The sequence below is a fragment of the Variovorax monticola genome (genome assembly GCF_051216855.1).
Taxonomy (GTDB): Bacteria; Pseudomonadota; Gammaproteobacteria; order Burkholderiales; family Burkholderiaceae_C; genus Variovorax.
The window spans coordinates 507376-523024 of record NZ_JBPJZP010000005.1 but is presented as its reverse complement, the minus strand read 5'-3'; the positions used below and the strand labels follow the sequence as shown (position 1 = coordinate 523024).

Genomic DNA, 15649 nt, shown 5'->3' with positions numbered 1-15649 from the left:
CGGCTTTTTTTTCGGGCGACGCTAGGCGCATGCCCCATTCGCCCTCACCGCCTCCGTCTCCCTCCTCCCCCGAACTGCGCGAAGAGATGCGCGGGCCCGTCATGTGGCTCACCATCGAACGCGAAGCGCGCCGCAACGCCGTCGACGCCGCGGTCATTGCCGGCCTGGGCGATGCACTGGCACGCGCCAACGCCGACACCGCCGTGCGCGCGGTGGTGCTCACCGGCGCCGGCACACGCGCCTTCTGCTCGGGTGCCGACCTGCAGAGCGGCACCTCGTTCCAGTTCGACTACGCCGCGCCCTACCAGGGCATGGCCAACCTCTTTCGCCAGGCGCGGCATTCGACCGTGCCGCTGATCGCGCGCGTCAACGGCGCGTGCATGGCGGGCGGCATGGGCCTCATGGCGATGTGCGACATGGCGGTGGCCGCCAGCCACGCCGTGTTCGGCCTGCCCGAGGTCAAGGTGGGCGTCTTTCCCGCGCAGGTGCTCAGCGTGCTGGGCGGCCTGCTGCCGCGCCGCGTGCTGGCCGAGATGTGCATCACCGGCGAGCCCATCACCGCCGCGCAGGCGTTGGACCTTCACCTGGTCAACCGCGTGAGCGACGACGTCGACGAGGCCGTCGAAGGGCTGCTTGCGCGCCTGCTCGACAAGTCGCCCTCCGCCATCCGCCGCGGGCTGTACACCATGAAGAAGATCGAGGCGATGGCCTTCGAGGAATCGATGGCCTTCACCGAAAGCCAGATCGGCCTCTTCGCATTGACCGAGGACGCCGCCGAAGGGCAGCTCGCCTTCCGCGAGAAACGCAAGCCGCAATGGAGTGGGCGATGAACAGCAGCAGCAACAACCGCAGCGACAGCGGCCACCGCGTCGTGCGCATCGGCGGCGCCTCGGGCTTCTGGGGCGACAGCAGCGTGGGTGCGCCGCAGCTCGTGGCCAGCGGGCAGATCGACTACCTGGTGTTCGACTACCTGGCCGAACTCACCATGTCGATCCTGGCGGGCGCACGACTGAAGAAGCCCGAGCTGGGCTATGCCACCGACTTCGTCTCCGTCGCCATGAAGGCCGTGCTGAAGGACGTCGTGGCACAAGGCATTCGCGTGGTGAGCAACGCGGGCGGCGTCAACCCGCAGGGCTGCGCCGACGCGCTCGCGGCGCTGGCCGCGGAGCAAGGCATCGAACTGAAGATCGCCGTGGTGAGCGGCGACGACGTGTCCGCGCTGTTGCCGCAACTGCGCCAGTCGCTGCCGCCCGTGCGCGAACTGCAGAGCGGCGCTGCGTTGCCCGAACGCGTGCTCACGGCCAACGCATACCTGGGCGCAGGGCCGATCCGGGCCGCGCTGGACGCCGGCGCGCAGGTGGTCATCACCGGGCGCTGCGTCGACTCGGCCGTGACGCTGGGCGTGCTCATGCACGAGTTCAAGTGGCAGCCGGGCGACTTCGACCTGCTCGCCGCCGGCAGCCTCGCGGGCCACATCATCGAATGCGGCTGCCAGGCCACCGGCGGGCTGCACACCGACTGGGACACGGTGCCCGACTGGCCGAACATCGGCTACCCCATCGTCGAGTGCGGCGCCGACGGCAGCTTCGTCGTCACCAAGCCCGCAGGCACCGGCGGCAAGCTCACGCCCGCCGTGGTGGGCGAGCAGATGCTCTACGAAATCGGCGACCCCGCGGCCTACCTGCTGCCCGACGTCACGGCCGACTTCACGCAGGTGCGCATCGAACAGGCCGGCGCGCACCGCGTGCGCGTGCACGGCGCGCGCGGCCGCGCACCCACGGCCAGCTACAAGGTGAGCGCCACGTACGTCGACGGCTTCAAGACCGCGGCGCAACTCACCCTCGTGGGCTTCGACGCGGTGGCCAAGGCCAGGCGCACGGGCGAGGCGATCCTGGCGCGCACCGGGGCGCTGTTCGCGCAGCAAGGCTTCGGGCCCTACAGCGGCACGCAGCTCGAGGTGCTGGGGGCCGAGTCGTGCTACGGCCCGCATGCGAGCGCGCAGGCCCTGCAGACGCGCGAGGCGGTGCTGCGGCTCGCGGTGACGCATCCGCGCAAGGAGGCGCTGGCGCTGTTCACGCGCGAGGTGGCGCCGGCCGGCACCTCGTGGGCGCCGGGCACCACGGGCGCGGGCGGCGGGCGGGCCTCGGTGTCGCCGTCGATCCGGCAGTACGCCTTTCTGCTCGACAAGTCGCTGGTGGAGGCTGAGGTGCACGTCGGCGGCGAGCGCATCGCGCTGCCGCGCGAAGGGGCACCGGTGGCGAACGATGCCGCCACGGCCGCGCAGCCCGCCAAGGCCCCGGCGAACGCGCCCGCACCCCAGGCATCGGACGCGGTCGAAGTGCCCCTCGTGCGCCTCGCCTGGGCCCGCAGCGGGGACAAGGGCGACACCTCGAACATCGGCGTCATCGCGCGCCACCCCGACCTGCTGCCGCTGCTGCGCGAACAGCTCACCGAGGCGCGCGTGGCCAACTGGCTGGCCCACCTCGTCGAGGGCCGCGTCACGCGCTTCGAAGTGCCGGGCATCGGCGCCTTCAACTTCGTCTGCGAGCAGGCGCTGGGCGGCGGCGGCATGGCGTCGCTGCGCAACGATCCGCTGGGCAAGGGGATGGGGCAGATCCTGCTGGCCTTGCCGGTGCGGGTGAGCCCCGCGCTTCTCGCGCTGTTGTCCTAACACCTTTCAGGACAACCGTGCGACAGCAGGGTTGACCCCGGGCGCTTAGCCTTGCGCCTGTTTCAACTCTGCCCACCCGCAACTCCGATGTCCACCCTCTTCGACCCCGTCCAGGCCGGCGACCTGCAGCTCGCCAACCGCATCGTGATGGCGCCGCTGACGCGCAACCGCTCGCCCAACGCGATTCCGCCCGACATCGCCACCACCTACTATGCCCAGCGCGCCAGCGCCGGCCTGCTCATCACCGAGGCCACCGCCATCAGCCACCAGGGCCAGGGCTACTCCGACGTGCCCGGCCTCTACGGCAGCGAACAGCTCGACGCCTGGAAGCGCGTGACCGACGCCGTGCATGCCGAAGGCGGCAAGATCGTCGTGCAGCTGTGGCACGTGGGCCGCGTCTCGCACACCGAACTGCAGCCCGACGGCGGCAAGCCGGTGGCGCCCTCGGCCATCACCGCCAAGACCAAGACCGTGCTCATCAAGAACGGCGTGCCGGGCTTCGTCGACACCTCCGAGCCGCGCGCGCTCGACGCCGGTGAAATTCCGGGCATCGTGCACGCCTTCGCGGTGGCCGCACGCAGCGCGGTGGAAACCGCCGGCTTCGACGGCGTGGAACTGCACGGCGCCAACGGCTACCTGCTCGACCAGTTCCTGAAGGACGGCAGCAACCAGCGCACCGACGACTACGGCGGCAGCATCGAGAACCGCGCCCGCCTGCTGCTCGAAGCCACGCGCGCCGTGGTCGACGCGGTCGGCGGCGGCAAGACCGGCATCCGCCTGTCGCCCGTCACGCCCGCCAACGACGTGCACGACAGCAACCCGCAGCCGCTGTTCACCTACGTGGTGAAGCAGCTCGCGCAGCTGAACCTGGCCTACATCCACATCATCGAAGGCGCCACCGGCGGCCCGCGCGAAATTGCCGACCGTCCGTTCGACTACGAAGCACTGAAGGCCGCCTACCGCGAAGCCGGCGGCAAGGGCGCATGGATGGTGAACAACGGCTACGACCGCCCGCTGGCCGAAGAAGCCGTGAAGGAAGGCGACGACCTCGTGGCCTTCGGCAAGCCCTTCATCTCCAATCCCGACCTGGTGCGCCGCCTGCGCGAGAACGCACCGCTCAACGAGATCGACAAGGCCACCATGTACGGCGGCGGCGCGAAGGGCTACACGGACTATCCGGCGCTGGCCTGAGCCTGCCTGCCGGGGGGGCCTGGCGCGATGCGGCAAGATGCGGCGGACCCCTTCGTCCGCTGACAGGAGACCACCGCCATGGCCCGCATTGCACAACGACTGGCCGATTCCGGCCTCGTGCTGCCACCTCCCGTGACGCCGCCGCCCGGCGTCGTGCTGCCCTTCCAGTTCGTGCGCGTCATCGGCAGGCGCGCACTCGTCTCGGGCCACGGCCCGCTCAACGCCGACGGCACCATCGCCGAGCCGCTGGGCAAGCTGGGGCGTGAGCTCACCGTCGAACAGGGCTACGTGGCCGCGCGCCTCACCGCGCTCGCGATGCTCGGCAGCCTGCAGCGCGCACTCGGCGACCTCGACCGCATCACCGCGTGGACGCGCGTGTTCGGCATGGTGGCCAGCGCCCCCGGCTTCGACAGGCAGCCGAACGTGATCAACGGTTTTTCCGACCTCGTCCTCGAACTCTTCGGCCCCGACATCGGCGCGCATGCGCGCAGTGCCGTGGGCATGGCGGAGCTGCCGTTCAACATTCCGGTGGAGATCGAAGGCGAGGTGGAGTTCGAGTGACGCACCCCACCAACCCCACGAACCCCGCCTTGCCCTGGAGGTTGCGGCGTGCTACCGCAGCCGACACATCCGCTGTCGCCACCTGCGCCGCCGATGCCTTCCGCGTCTACATTCCGCGCCTGGGCGTCGAGCCGCGGCCGATGACGCGCGACTACGCCGAGGCCATCGCCCATGCGCAGGTGTGGGTCGCCACGCTGCGGCAAGAGACCGTCGCCGCGCTGCTGCTCGACGTGACCGGCGAAGGCTTCCTGATCGACGTGATTGCCGTGCTGCCGGCGCACCAGGGCACGGGCGTCGGGCGTGCCTTGCTCGAGCTCGCGGAGCGCGAGGCAGGGCGGCAAGGCCATGCGTCGATCTACCTCTACACCAACGAGAAGATGACCGAGAACCGCGCGCTCTACCAGCGCATCGGCTATGTCGAATACAAGCGCGAAACGCTCGACGGCCGCACCCGCGTGTACCTGCGCAAGCCCATGCAGTGAGCCGCACGATGCAGCTGGCTCGCATCCACCACGTGCCCGTCATCTGCGAGCAGGACAGCGCTACGCCACCTCGCCGAACGCCACGCTCACACGCAGGCCCGTCGGCTCCGCCGCTTCCAGCCGCAGCTCCGCCCCCAGCAGCTCCGCATAGCGCGACACGATCGACAGCCCCAGCCCCGAGCCCTGCCCGAGCTTCTGCCCTTCCGGCCCCTGCGCCCAGCGCTGCATCAGGTCGCGCTGCGCCTCCAGCGGAATGCCGGGTCCGTCGTCGATCACGCTCAGCGTGCGGCCCGAAAGTTCGACCGTGATCGTGCGCCCGCCATAGCGCAGCGCGTTGTCGATCAGGTTGTCGAGAATGCCTTCGACCAGCGCTTCGTTCGCCATCACCTCCACGCCGTCGTCCAGGCCGCGCGCGCCCAGGTCGACGCCGCGCGCATCGGCCTTTGCCAGATGCCGCAGCACCGTCTGCTCGGCCAGCACGTCGAGCCGCACCGGCACGCGCGCCAGCCCCGCGCGCGCCTCTTCGGCCAGCGCCAGCGCCAGCAGCTGGTCGATCAGGTGGCTGGCGCGCGACTGCCGCTCCGACACGCGCTCGAGCTGCTCGCGCCATACAGCCGTGTCCTGCTGCGCCAGGCCGTACTCGGCCAGCGCGCGAATGCCCGCCAGCGGCGTGCGCAGCTCGTGCGCCACGTTGCCCACGAACTCGCGCTGCGCCTGCACGCTCTGGCCGAGCCGCTCGAACAGCGAGTTCACCGCATTGCCCAGGCGCTGCAGTTCGCGCGAGGTTTCGGCCACCGCCACGGGCGAGAGGTCGTGCACGTCGCGCCGGTCGAGCGCGCGCTGCAGTTCGCCCAGCGGGCGCAGGTCGCTGCGAATGCCGTACCAGAGCCAGATGGCGAGCAGCACCAGCAGCAGGATCTGCGGCGCCAGCGCATAGCCCAGCAGCTGGCGCACCAGCGCGGTCCGGCTCAGCGTGGTCTGCGCAATGATCACGCGGTAGGGCATGCTCAGGTCGGGCTCGGCGTCGTGCTCGAGCACCACCGCGCGCAGCACGCTGCCTTCGTAGTCGATGTCCGAGAAGCGGTAGCGTGCGCCATCGACCGGCAGCGGCGCCTCCAGGCCCGACTGGCCCGAGATCAACGCGCCGTCCAGCCGCTGCACCGCGAAGTACACCTTGTCGACCTGGTCGAACAGCACGGTGGCCACTTCGCGCGGCGTGAGCAGCAGCTCGATGCCGCGCTCGCCCGCCTGCACGTTGGCCGACAGCGCATAGGCATCGTCGAGCATGCCGCGGTCGAAGGCCTGTTCGGAAAAGTAGTTGGCGATGACCAGCGCGATGACCGCGCCGACCATCCACGTGAGCGCCAGCGGCACCAGCACGTTGCGCAGCACGCGCCGCGTGAGCGACGGTGCCTGTCTTGCTTTCTTCGGCTCCTGCGGCCGTTCTTTCGCGAACTCGGTCACACGCGGATCAGGCCTCGGCTTCGAGCAGGTAGCCGATGCCGCGCAGCGTGCGAATGCCCGCGCCCGTGCCCTGCAGCTTCTTGCGCAGGCGCGAGATAAAGGCCTCCAGCGCGTTGTCGCCCAGCGATTCGTCGAAGCTGGAGAGCTTGTCGGACAGCGCCCGCTTGCTCACCGTGCGCCCCGGCGGGCTCATGAGCTCCCACAGCACCTCGAACTCGCGCGCCGGCAGGTCGAGCGGGCCGCTCGCGGTGGAAAAGCGCCGTGCCTTGCGGTCGAGCTTCAGCTGTCCCAGCAGCACGATGTCTTCGGTGCCCTTGGCGCGGCGCACCAGCGCGCGCAAGCGGGCCTCGACCTCGGCCAGGTCGAAGGGCTTGCCGAGGTAGTCGTCGGCGCCGGCGTCCAGGCCCGCGATGCGCTCCTCGGTGCGCCCGCGCGCCGTGAGCACCAGCACCGGCGTGCGGTCGCCGCGCGCGCGCGCCTGGCGCAGCGCGGTGAGGCCGCTCGCAAGGCCGCTGGTGGGGCTGGCGGTGGCGGGCAGGTTGAGGTCGAGCAGCACGGCATCGAAGGGCTGCACGCGCCACAGGTGGTCGGCATCTTCGACGTTGGTCGACACGTCGACCCGATGGCCTGCGTCCGCGAGGCTTCGGACCATCACATCGCGCAGCACGGCGTCATCTTCGACAAGCAGGATTCGCATGGTGATTTTTGAATGGTTGGAGGTGGTCTGCCCTTGCGACAGACGGGTCAGCGGCCGGTCAGTCGCTCCAAGCGATAAACGCGGCATGAGCATACGACAGCCACACGAAACACGGGCCACTTTCATGGCCCGCGCCACGCGATGAGTGCACGCGAACCCTCCGATCAGTTGAGCATCGTGCCACCCGAAGTGCAACGCACCGCGGTGGTCCTGCTGCATGGTTTGTGCAGCACGCCTGACGAGTTGCTGACCGTGCAGTCCGCGTTGCGCAGCCGCGGCTATTCGGTGCATCCGATGACGATCGAGGGCTACTCGTTCGATGCCGGCGCGCCGATGCAGCGCGCGGCGCCGTACGAGCGCTGGATCGACGCGATCCAGGCGCGTGTGAAGGCGCTGCGCGTACAGCACGACCGCGTGATGCTGGTGGGCATTTCGGCCGGCTCGTCGCTCGCGCTCGGCGCTGCCATCCGCTGCGGCAGCGACGTCGATGCGCTGGTGCTCATGTCGACCACGCTGCGCTTCGACGGCTGGGCCATTCCGCGCACGCAGTTCCTGCTGCCGCTGGCTTTCTACACACCGCTCGGGCGGCTGTGGCAATACCGCGAGCGCCCGCCCTACGGCGTGAAGAACGAACGTGTGCGCGCCTGGATCGAGCGCGAACTGCGCCACCGCAAGGTGTCGTGCGCGGGCAGCTCGGTGATCGGCGTGGGCCACCTGCGCGAGCACGACCGGCTCATTCGCCACGTGCGGCGCAACCTCAACAACGTGCAATGCGCCAACGTGCTCGCATTGCATGCCCAGCAGGACGAGGTGGCCAGCGTGGCCAACCTCGACATCCTCGCGCGCGGCCTGCGCTGCCGCGCATTCCGCACGGTGGTGGTCGCCAACAGCTACCACATGATCACGATCGACAACGACCGGCAACAGGTCATGCGCGAGACCGTGTCGTTCGCCGATGCGGTGGCGCATGGCACGATGCCCGAGCATCCGCTGTACGCCTGAACCCTTCCGACCCCGCCTGAAAGGAAAGCATTCCCATGTCTTCTTCCCCCACTTTCAACAGCATCGCCACGATCCTGGAAACCGACTTTCGCGTCGAGCGCTCGGCCATCTCGCCGGCCACCGCGCTGTCGGACCTCGGCCTGGACTCGCTCGCGCTGATGGAGTTCGTCTTCGCCGTCGAAGACGCCTTCCACCTGCGCATTCCCGAAGACCGCCTCGACCCGCGCGAAGCCGGCATCACGCTGCAGCGCCTGTGCGAAGTGATCGACGCCGAGAGCAGCGGCGCCGCCGTGTCGGTGCAACCTGCAGTAGCTGCCGCATGAGCGCCGCGCCGGGCCGCCCCAAGCAAGCTCGCACCGCAGTGCGCAGCACGGAGGTACTCCAATGAGCAGCGGTGCCGCCCACGCCGTACTCGCTGCTTCGGCCGCGCGCGCCGCTTCCGCGCCGGTGCGCGTGAGCGGCATCGGATTCGTCACGCCCATCGGGCGCACCGTGGAGGCCTTCGACGAGGCCCTGTTCGCAGGCCGCTCGGCCGTGCGTTCGCACACGCTCGAGATCAAGGGCATGGACACCGTGCAGCTGGCCGTGGCCGCCTGCGAGTTCGACTCGAACGGCGTGCGCAGCACCTCGCGCCTGCCGCTGGACCGAGGCACCGCCATGGCGCTGGCCGCCGCGCAAGACGCCGCCGGCGAGGCCGGGCTCGACCTCGAGACGATCGACCGCGACCGCCTGGGCATCTTCTGGGGCAGCGGCCTCGCGGGCGCCGGCACCTTCGACAACACCACCAGCGCGCTCTACGGCGAACAGCGCCGCATGCGCCCGACCACCGTGCTCACCGTGATGCCCAACGCCGCCGTGGCGGAGCTGGCGCTGCACTTCGGCGCGCGCGGCTCGGCCATTGCGTATGCCTGCGCCTGCGCCTCCTCGGCCGTGGCCATCGGCGAGGCGATGCGCGCCATTCGCGGCGGCTGGATCGACGTGGCCATCGTCGGCGGCCACGACGCCATGCTCACACCCGGCGTGATGGCCAGCTGGAACGCGATGCGCGTGATGGCACCGCCGCCGGCCGACGCGCCCTCTGCCGCCTGCCGCCCGTTCTCGGGCGACCGCGCGGGCTTTGCCATCGGCGAAGGCGCCGCTGCGCTGGTGCTCGAATCGGAAGCGCATGCGGCCGCACGGGGCGCGCAGGCCGCGCCCTTCGTGCTCGCGGGCTACGCCACCAACTGCGACGGCACCCACATCACCAACCCCGACACCGCGGGCCAGGTGCGCGCCATGCGCGCGGCGCTGCGCGACGCGGGCATCGAGGCCGCCGACGTGGGTCACATCAACGCCCACGGCACCGCCACCTCGGCCGGCGACGCCGCGGAAGCCGCGTCCATCCGCGAGGTGTTCGGCAGGGGCACACCGGTGAGCGCGACCAAGTCGATCCACGGCCACGTGCTCGGCGGCGGCGGCGCGATCGAGCTGATTGCGGCGCTGCGCGCGCTGGCACGCGAGACGCTGCCGCCCATTGCCAACCTGCAGACACCGGACGCCGCGTTCGACCTGGACTTTGTCCAGGGCGAGGCGCGCGAGGCCAAGGGCATCCGCTATGCACTGTCCAACTCCTTCGCCTTCGGCGGCACCAACGCGGTCCTCGTGGTCGGTCGTGCCGCCCAAGACTGAAGATTCGCTGAACGCTTGCTGAAAAAAAGAACACGGTGCATCGGCTGGTCGTTTTCGTGGTGCCCGTGTTCGCGCTGCTCATGGCGTGCGAACTGGCCTGGGGCTGGCTCAAGCGGCGCAACACCTACCGCTTCGCCGACACGCTCGGCAGCCTGAGCCAGGGTCTGTTCAGCCAGGCGCTCGCGGTGTGCACCCAGCTGTTCCAGATCGGGCTGTATGCCATGGTCTATCCGCTGGTCGCCGTGTGGACCCGGCCGGACTTCTGGGACAGCGCCATTGGCTGGGTGCTGGCCGTGCTGCTGTTCGACTTCTTCGACTACTGGCTGCACCGCGCGGGCCACGAGTCGGCCGTGTTCTGGGCCGCGCATTCGGTGCACCACCAGAGCCAGCAGTTCAACTTTTCCACCGCGTTGCGCCAGGAAAGCATGGTGGCCTTCCTGGGCTGGGCCTTCTACCTGCCGATGGCGGTGGTGGGCGTGCCGCCCGAGCAGTTCGGGCTGGCGGGGCTGATCGTGCTGGTCTACCAGTTCTGGATCCACACCGAGCACATCGGCAAGCTCGGCTGGTTCGACCGCGTGTTCTCCTCGCCCTCGAACCACCGCGTGCACCACGCGGTGAACGACGGCTACGTGGACCGCAACTACGGCGGCATGCTGGTGATATGGGACCGCATGTTCGGCACCTTCACCGAAGAAAAAGAGCCCTGCGTGTACGGCACGCGCAAGGCGCTGGCCAGCTTCGACCCGATGCGCGCGATCCTCGGGCCGTACGTGCCGCTGCTGCGCGACGCGTGGCACACGGAGCGCTGGCGGGACAAGGTCGCCGTGTGGTTCAAGCCGCCGGGGTGGCGGCCGGCCGACGTGGCGGCGCGCTTTCCAGAGCCGCCGTTCTCGCTGGAGGAAGCCCGGCACATCCACGCACCGGTGCTGACGCGTGCGCAGTCGGCCTCGGCGTCGATTCACTTCGCCTGCTGGGTCGGCATGACGCTGGCTTTTTTGTGGCGCGCCGACGACCTGTCGTTCCACACGGGCCTGGCCCTGCTCGCCCTGGCCGTCGGCGGTTTCTGGGCCATCGGCGCGGTGCTCGACGCGCGGCTGCGCCTGCGATGGGCATGGTGCGCGCAACTGCTGTTGCTGGTGCTGTCGGCGCTGCTTCTCGCCTGAGCCTCGCTATGCTCGGCGGCTTCATCGCTTAGAAGCTTCCATCATGCGCAGGCTGGCCACCCTTGAAGACATCGACACCGTCTTCGCCCTCTACATGCACGAGAAGGTCGTGCCCTTCCTGGGCTACGACCCGATGCCGCTCGACGACTTCCGCCCGGTCTACCAGGCGTTGGTCGACAGCGGCTGCTTCTTCATCTACGAGCGCGAAGGAAAGATGGCCGGCTTCTACCGCGCCACGCGCTACCCGGGCCGTGTGCAGCACGTGGCCTGCCTGGGCACGCTGGCGGTCGACCCCGCATTCCACGGCCAGGGCATCGCGCGCGACATGGTGGGCGACGCCATCGATACGCTGAAGGCCGCCGGCGTCAAGCGCATCGAGCTCTTCGCCGAAAGCGACAACGCACCCGCGCTGCGCTTCTACGAAAAGATAGGCTTCGAGCGCGAAGGCACGCTGCGCAAGTTCTACAAGCGCGCGGGCGCCGCGGACTACGTCGACGAGTACGTGCTGGCGCTGCTGGTCGACTGAAACGCCGTCGGCAGAAATCTCAAGGCTTCCAGCGCCGCAGCAGCAGCGCATTGGCCATCACGCTCACGCTCGACAGCGCCATCGCCGCACCGGCGACCACCGGGCTCAGCAGGCCGAAGGCCGCGAGCGGAATGCCGGCCACGTTGTAGGCAAAGGCCCAGAACAGGTTCTGCCGGATCTTCGCCACCGTGCGCGCCGAGAGCTCGAAGGCCTGCGCCACCAGCGCCAGGTCGCCGCGCATCAGCGTGATGCCGGCGGCTTCCATCGCCACGTCGGTGCCGCCGCCCGAAGGCGCCATCGCCATGCCCACGTCGGCCGCGGCCAGCGCGGGCGCGTCGTTGGCACCGTCGCCCACCATCGCGACGACATGCCCGTTCTTTCGCAGTGCGCTGACCTGCGCGGCCTTGTCGGCCGGCAGCACGTCGGCGCGCACGTCGCCGGCATCGATGCCCAGGCGCGCCGCCATCGCCTGCGCCGCGCGCAGGTTGTCGCCTGAAATCATGACCACCCGCAGGCCGCGCGCACGCAGCGTGCGAACCGCTTCGGAGGCCTGCGGCTTGGGCTCGTCGGCAAAGGCGAGCAAGGCCTGCGCATGCGCGGTGCCTGCTTCGTCGAAACGAAGCAAGGCGGACACGGTGGCGCCTTGCGACTGCAGGGCGTCGATGTCGCGGGCTTCCGGCATCGCGTCGAGCTCGCGGCACCAGCGCAGGCTGGCAATCGCCCAATGGACGCCGCCGACCTCGCCACGCACACCGCGACCCGGCCACGCCTGCATCGCGCCCAGCGGTGGCGCCTGCAGCTCGCGCTGTGCCGCGGCGGCCAGCACCGCCTTGGCCAAGGGGTGCTCGCTGCCGCCCTGCAGGCTGGCGGCCGTGGCCAGCAATTCGTCTTCGCTGGCCTGCGTGCCCGCGAGCGGCACCAGCGCGGTGAGCACCGGCCGGCCGACGGTCAGCGTGCCGGTCTTGTCGAACGCGACGGTGTCGACGCGGTGCGCGACTTCCAGCGCGCGCGCGTCCTTGATGAGGATGCCGTGGCGCGCCGCCACGCCCGTGCCCGCCATCACCGCGACCGGCGTGGCCAGGCCCAATGCGCACGGGCAGGCGATGACGAGCACGGCCACCGCGTGGATCAGCGCGGTCTCGATGCCTGCGCCCGCCATCAGCCAGCCGGCGAGCGCGACCAGCGCAATCACCAGCACCACCGGCACGAACACGGCGGCCACCTTGTCCACCAGCCGCTGGATCGGCGCCTTCGCCGCCTGCGCGTCCTCGACCAGGCGGATGATGCGCGCCAGCACGCTCTCGGCACCGACCGCGCGCACCTCGACGACCATGCGGCCGTCGCCGTTCACCGCACCGCCGGTCAGCGCATCGCCCGGGCCCTTGGGCACGGGCAGCGGTTCGCCGGTGAGCATGGATTCATCGACTTCGGACTGGCCTTCGACCACGCGGGCGTCCGCCGGCACGCGCTCGCCGGGCCGCACCGCAAGGCGGTCGCCCACCATCACCTCGGCCAGGGGAACGTCGCTCTCCTTGCCGCGCAGGCCCACCAGGTGCGCCACCTCGGGCCGCAGCTGCTGCAGCGCCCGGATGGCCGAGGTGGCCTGGCGCTTGGCGCGCGCCTCGAGCCACTTGCCGAGCAGCACCAGCGTGATGACCACGGCCGAGGCTTCGAAGTACAGGTGCGGCATCGCGCCGTGGCCTGCGTGCTCGCCGGTGGCCGAGCGCCACCACAGCCACAGCGAAAGCCCGAACGCGGCGCTGGTGCCGAGCGCGACCAGCAGGTCCATGTTGCCGGTGCGCGCCCTGGCCGCATGCCAGCCGGCACGGTAGAAGCGCGCGCCCAGCCAGAACTGCACCGGCGTGGCGAGCAACAGCTGCACCCAGGGCGGCAGCATCCAGTCTTGTCCGAAGGGGTCGCCGAGCATGGGCGCGAGCAAGGGAACCGACAACGCCATGCCGGCGGCGACGGGCGCGAAGCCATGCCACGGCGACAGCGCCGCGGCGTCGTCGGCCGCGGTGCTCGCCGCGCGCGGCTCGTAGCCGGCGGCGCGCACGGCGCGGCGCAGGCGAACGTCCATGTCGTCGCTGCCGCCACTGCCGGATTGGGTCACGACGCGCGCAGACTCCGTCGCCAGGTTCACGCTCACGTCCTGCACACCGGGCACGTTCTTCAGGGCCCGCTCTACACGCATGACGCATGAGGCACAGGTCATGCCGCCGACCGAGAGGTCCAGCGTGGCGGCGGGGGATGGCTGCAGGTTTTCCGTGGGTTGCATGAAGTACATGAGCAATAGGCTAAGGCTTCACACGATGGCAAGGTCAAGCGGAGAATTTCAGTGCCCCTTCGCTGGACATTGACATCGTGAGAAGGTTCAGACTGCGATGTCTTCCCGGTCAAACCATTCACCCACTTCGAAGGAGTCAGAACGATGAGCCAGAAATTCCAGGTCACGGGCATGAGCTGCGGTCACTGCGTGAGTGCGGTGCAGAACGCGGTGCAGACGGTGGACGCCCAGGCGCAGGTCACGGTCGATCTTGCAACCGGCCATGTCGACGTGCTGAGCGAACAGCCGCGCCAGGACATCGCGGCCGCGATAGAGAACGCGGGCTACGCCGTCCAATGACAGGCCCCGTCGCCATCGGCGAAGCGGCGCAGCGCTCCGGCGTGTCGGCCCGCATGGTCCGGCATTACGAAGGGCTGGGCCTGCTGCCGGCGGTGGCGCGCACCGAGAGCGGCTACCGCCAGTACGGCGACGCCGACATCCACACGCTGCGCTTCATCAAGCGCTCGCGCGACCTGGGTTTCTCGATGGAAGAGATCGCGGAGCTGGTCGGGCTGTGGCACAACCGCCGCCGTGCCAGCGCCAGCGTGAAGCGCATCGCCCAGAAGCACCTGGGCGAACTGGAGCAGCGCATTGCGGACATGCAGTCGATGCGCAACACGCTGTCCCACCTGGTGCATTGCTGCCACGGCGACGCCAGGCCCGAGTGCCCCATCCTCGACGACTTGAGCAAAAACTAGCGCCCGGCTCCCTTCCACTTCCAGGAACACCGTGAAACCGGCTTTGCCGGGCCTCAGGTGTCGCCCCCGGCAGGGGGTGGGAGCAGCGACACGCAGTGCGCGAAGCCTGGGGCGAGCCTGTTCAGGCGCCGCGAACCAGCGACAAGACCTTGCCCGCGTCCAGCGTGCGGGCCTTCTCCTGGATCGCTGGCAGGTACTGCGTCTGCAGGCTCTGCCCTTCCTTGACCACGCCCGAGAACGCTTCCTTCAGCATCTGCGTGGACAGCGTGCGACCGCCCGCGTAGTAGCGCTTGGCCACGTGGCCTAGCGCATAGGTCGAGGCAAAGCTCATGCCCGAACTCACGGCCTGGTTGCCCAGCCCGCGCAGCAGGCCGCCGCCGACCTTGCCGAGCAAACCGCCGAGCAGCTTGCGCCCGGCCTGCTCCAGGTACTGCGAGGTCAGGCCCACGCCGACCGTCGCCAGGAAATCCTTGATGTGACCGCTGTCGAGCTGGTAGCCGTGCGCCTGCCCGATGCGGTAGACCAGCTTCATCTGCAGCGGAATGATCGCCATGGTCGACAGCGTCTCGGGCAGCAGCTCGAGCGCGCCGTTCAGGATGGCGGCGTTGAGGATCGATTTGTCGAGCTCGGCCGCGTCGGACGCAGCTGCACCGGGCAAGTTCGGCTGCGACGACGCTGCAACCGCCGTGCCGGCCGCCGCAGCGGGCACCGCCGCCGCAATGTCTTCCGCCTGCTGCGAAAAGCCGACCGCCGACGCGTCCAGTCCCAGCGACGTGCGCACGTCCGCCAGGAACAAGCGCTCGGCCTGCGACTGCGTGCCGTCCGCGTCGCACACGCACACCGCCATCTCATAGGCCAGCTGCCTGGACTCGCTGCTCTTCAGTTCCCCGGCCACCGAGGCCAGCGACACGCGCTTCATCAGCACGTCCTGGTAGAGCGTCGGCAGGTTCACGCCGTCGGCCTGCGACAGGCCTTCCGCGATCCGCTTGATCTCGGCGCGCTCTCGCTCGTGCTTCTCGCCATCGACAAAGGCAGCCAGCAGGCTCAGGGTCACGATCGACTTTGTTTCTGAAGGTGTCATTTTCGACATTTGGTAAATGGAAGGAGCAGGTTGGGTTGCCAAAGCCGACGGAAGGTTCCGCGCCGTGTTCTCCCCACAAACCTTGGGCAACTCTGTGGATAACCTTGGCAATTCCGTGT

Annotated in this window: 16 protein-coding genes; 12 read left to right on the top strand and 4 right to left on the bottom strand. The window is 69.7% G+C overall.

Going from position 1 to position 15649, the window contains the following annotated elements; all coding sequences use genetic code 11:
* The first annotated feature begins 86 nt into the window (after positions 1 to 86).
* The 5 genes from ACSFA5_RS20265 to ACSFA5_RS20245 all read left to right on the top strand — a co-directional run bounded on the left by ACSFA5_RS20265 (position 87) and on the right by ACSFA5_RS20245 (position 4905).
* Positions 87 to 830 carry an enoyl-CoA hydratase/isomerase family protein gene (locus tag ACSFA5_RS20265; protein ID WP_435445823.1) on the top strand — a complete coding sequence of 248 codons (744 nt, stop codon included), beginning with the start codon at positions 87 to 89 and terminating at the stop codon, positions 828 to 830.
* Positions 827 to 2671: an acyclic terpene utilization AtuA family protein gene (locus ACSFA5_RS20260; RefSeq protein ID WP_435445822.1), complete on the top strand. Its 1845-nt coding sequence runs from the start codon at positions 827 to 829 to the stop codon at positions 2669 to 2671. The genes ACSFA5_RS20265 and ACSFA5_RS20260 overlap by 4 nt, the downstream gene beginning before the upstream one ends.
* A gap of 87 nt (positions 2672 to 2758) precedes the next feature.
* The gene (locus ACSFA5_RS20255) at positions 2759 to 3862 is read left to right on the top strand and encodes an alkene reductase (RefSeq protein WP_435445821.1); all 1104 of its coding nucleotides are present in this window, start codon (positions 2759 to 2761) and stop codon (positions 3860 to 3862) included.
* A 78-nt stretch (positions 3863 to 3940) separates the two neighbouring features.
* Positions 3941 to 4423: a RidA family protein gene (locus ACSFA5_RS20250; protein WP_435445820.1), complete on the top strand. Its 483-nt coding sequence runs from the start codon at positions 3941 to 3943 to the stop codon at positions 4421 to 4423.
* A complete protein-coding gene (locus tag ACSFA5_RS20245) occupies positions 4420 to 4905 on the top strand; it encodes a GNAT family N-acetyltransferase (RefSeq protein WP_435445819.1) in 486 nt (161 codons plus the stop codon). Before ACSFA5_RS20250 ends, ACSFA5_RS20245 begins: the two co-directional genes overlap by 4 nt.
* A gap of 60 nt (positions 4906 to 4965) precedes the next feature.
* On the opposite strand, the gene ACSFA5_RS20240 is transcribed toward ACSFA5_RS20245, so the two are convergent.
* Both ACSFA5_RS20240 and ACSFA5_RS20235 read right to left on the bottom strand, forming a co-directional pair.
* Entirely contained in the window at positions 4966 to 6369 is a 1404-nt protein-coding gene (locus ACSFA5_RS20240) for a sensor histidine kinase (protein ID WP_435445818.1), read from the bottom strand.
* Positions 6370 to 6376: 7 nt separating this feature from the next.
* On the bottom strand, positions 6377 to 7066 hold the full coding sequence (locus tag ACSFA5_RS20235) for a response regulator transcription factor (protein WP_435445817.1): 690 nt from the start codon (positions 7064 to 7066) through the stop codon (positions 6377 to 6379).
* A gap of 141 nt (positions 7067 to 7207) precedes the next feature.
* Between ACSFA5_RS20235 and ACSFA5_RS20230 the strand changes: the two genes are divergently transcribed.
* The 5 genes from ACSFA5_RS20230 (at position 7208) to ACSFA5_RS20210 (ending at position 11425) form a co-directional block, all read left to right on the top strand.
* Positions 7208 to 8068, top strand: a complete 861-nt coding sequence (locus tag ACSFA5_RS20230; RefSeq protein WP_435445816.1) for an alpha/beta hydrolase — start codon at positions 7208 to 7210, stop codon at positions 8066 to 8068.
* 35 nt (positions 8069 to 8103) lie between these two features.
* Positions 8104 to 8391 carry a phosphopantetheine-binding protein gene (locus tag ACSFA5_RS20225; RefSeq protein WP_435445815.1) on the top strand — a complete coding sequence of 96 codons (288 nt, stop codon included), beginning with the start codon at positions 8104 to 8106 and terminating at the stop codon, positions 8389 to 8391.
* Between the two features lie 61 nt (positions 8392 to 8452).
* Positions 8453 to 9736: a beta-ketoacyl-[acyl-carrier-protein] synthase family protein gene (locus tag ACSFA5_RS20220; RefSeq protein ID WP_435445814.1), complete on the top strand. Its 1284-nt coding sequence runs from the start codon at positions 8453 to 8455 to the stop codon at positions 9734 to 9736.
* Between the two features lie 35 nt (positions 9737 to 9771).
* On the top strand, positions 9772 to 10899 hold the full coding sequence (locus tag ACSFA5_RS20215; protein WP_435445813.1) for a sterol desaturase family protein: 1128 nt from the start codon (positions 9772 to 9774) through the stop codon (positions 10897 to 10899).
* Positions 10900 to 10942: 43 nt separating this feature from the next.
* A complete protein-coding gene (locus tag ACSFA5_RS20210; protein WP_435445812.1) occupies positions 10943 to 11425 on the top strand; it encodes a GNAT family N-acetyltransferase in 483 nt (160 codons plus the stop codon).
* Positions 11426 to 11444: 19 nt separating this feature from the next.
* Here ACSFA5_RS20210 and ACSFA5_RS20205 read toward each other — a convergent pair whose 3' ends face one another.
* Positions 11445 to 13703 carry a heavy metal translocating P-type ATPase gene (locus ACSFA5_RS20205; RefSeq protein ID WP_435445811.1) on the bottom strand — a complete coding sequence of 753 codons (2259 nt, stop codon included), beginning with the start codon at positions 13701 to 13703 and terminating at the stop codon, positions 11445 to 11447.
* 153 nt (positions 13704 to 13856) lie between these two features.
* On the opposite strand from ACSFA5_RS20205, the gene ACSFA5_RS20200 reads away from it, so the two are divergent.
* Positions 13857 to 14051, top strand: a complete 195-nt coding sequence (locus ACSFA5_RS20200; RefSeq protein WP_435445810.1) for a heavy-metal-associated domain-containing protein — start codon at positions 13857 to 13859, stop codon at positions 14049 to 14051.
* Positions 14048 to 14449, top strand: coding sequence for a Cu(I)-responsive transcriptional regulator (gene cueR / locus ACSFA5_RS20195; RefSeq protein ID WP_435445809.1), 402 nt, complete (start codon positions 14048 to 14050; stop codon positions 14447 to 14449). Before ACSFA5_RS20200 ends, cueR begins: the two co-directional genes overlap by 4 nt.
* Positions 14450 to 14570: 121 nt before the next feature.
* Here the strand turns inward: cueR and ACSFA5_RS20190 are convergent, their stop codons facing one another.
* Complete coding sequence (locus ACSFA5_RS20190) at positions 14571 to 15530, bottom strand: YcjF family protein (protein ID WP_435445808.1); 960 nt, start codon at positions 15528 to 15530, stop codon at positions 14571 to 14573.
* Positions 15531 to 15649: the final 119 nt, after the last annotated feature.

Coding starts and splice junctions, on each gene's coding strand:
- ACSFA5_RS20265 (WP_435445823.1), top strand. CDS start 87: ATGCGCGGGCCCGTCATGTGGCTCACCATCGAACGCGAAGCGCGCCGC.
- ACSFA5_RS20260 (WP_435445822.1), top strand. CDS start 827: ATGAACAGCAGCAGCAACAACCGCAGCGACAGCGGCCACCGCGTCGTG.
- ACSFA5_RS20255 (WP_435445821.1), top strand. CDS start 2,759: ATGTCCACCCTCTTCGACCCCGTCCAGGCCGGCGACCTGCAGCTCGCC.
- ACSFA5_RS20250 (WP_435445820.1), top strand. CDS start 3,941: ATGGCCCGCATTGCACAACGACTGGCCGATTCCGGCCTCGTGCTGCCA.
- ACSFA5_RS20235 (WP_435445817.1), bottom strand. CDS start 7,066: ATGCGAATCCTGCTTGTCGAAGATGACGCCGTGCTGCGCGATGTGATG.
- ACSFA5_RS20230 (WP_435445816.1), top strand. CDS start 7,208: ATGAGTGCACGCGAACCCTCCGATCAGTTGAGCATCGTGCCACCCGAA.
- ACSFA5_RS20225 (WP_435445815.1), top strand. CDS start 8,104: ATGTCTTCTTCCCCCACTTTCAACAGCATCGCCACGATCCTGGAAACC.
- ACSFA5_RS20220 (WP_435445814.1), top strand. CDS start 8,453: ATGAGCAGCGGTGCCGCCCACGCCGTACTCGCTGCTTCGGCCGCGCGC.
- ACSFA5_RS20210 (WP_435445812.1), top strand. CDS start 10,943: ATGCGCAGGCTGGCCACCCTTGAAGACATCGACACCGTCTTCGCCCTC.
- ACSFA5_RS20205 (WP_435445811.1), bottom strand. CDS start 13,703: ATGCAACCCACGGAAAACCTGCAGCCATCCCCCGCCGCCACGCTGGAC.
- ACSFA5_RS20200 (WP_435445810.1), top strand. CDS start 13,857: ATGAGCCAGAAATTCCAGGTCACGGGCATGAGCTGCGGTCACTGCGTG.
- cueR (WP_435445809.1), top strand. CDS start 14,048: ATGACAGGCCCCGTCGCCATCGGCGAAGCGGCGCAGCGCTCCGGCGTG.
- ACSFA5_RS20190 (WP_435445808.1), bottom strand. CDS start 15,530: ATGACACCTTCAGAAACAAAGTCGATCGTGACCCTGAGCCTGCTGGCT.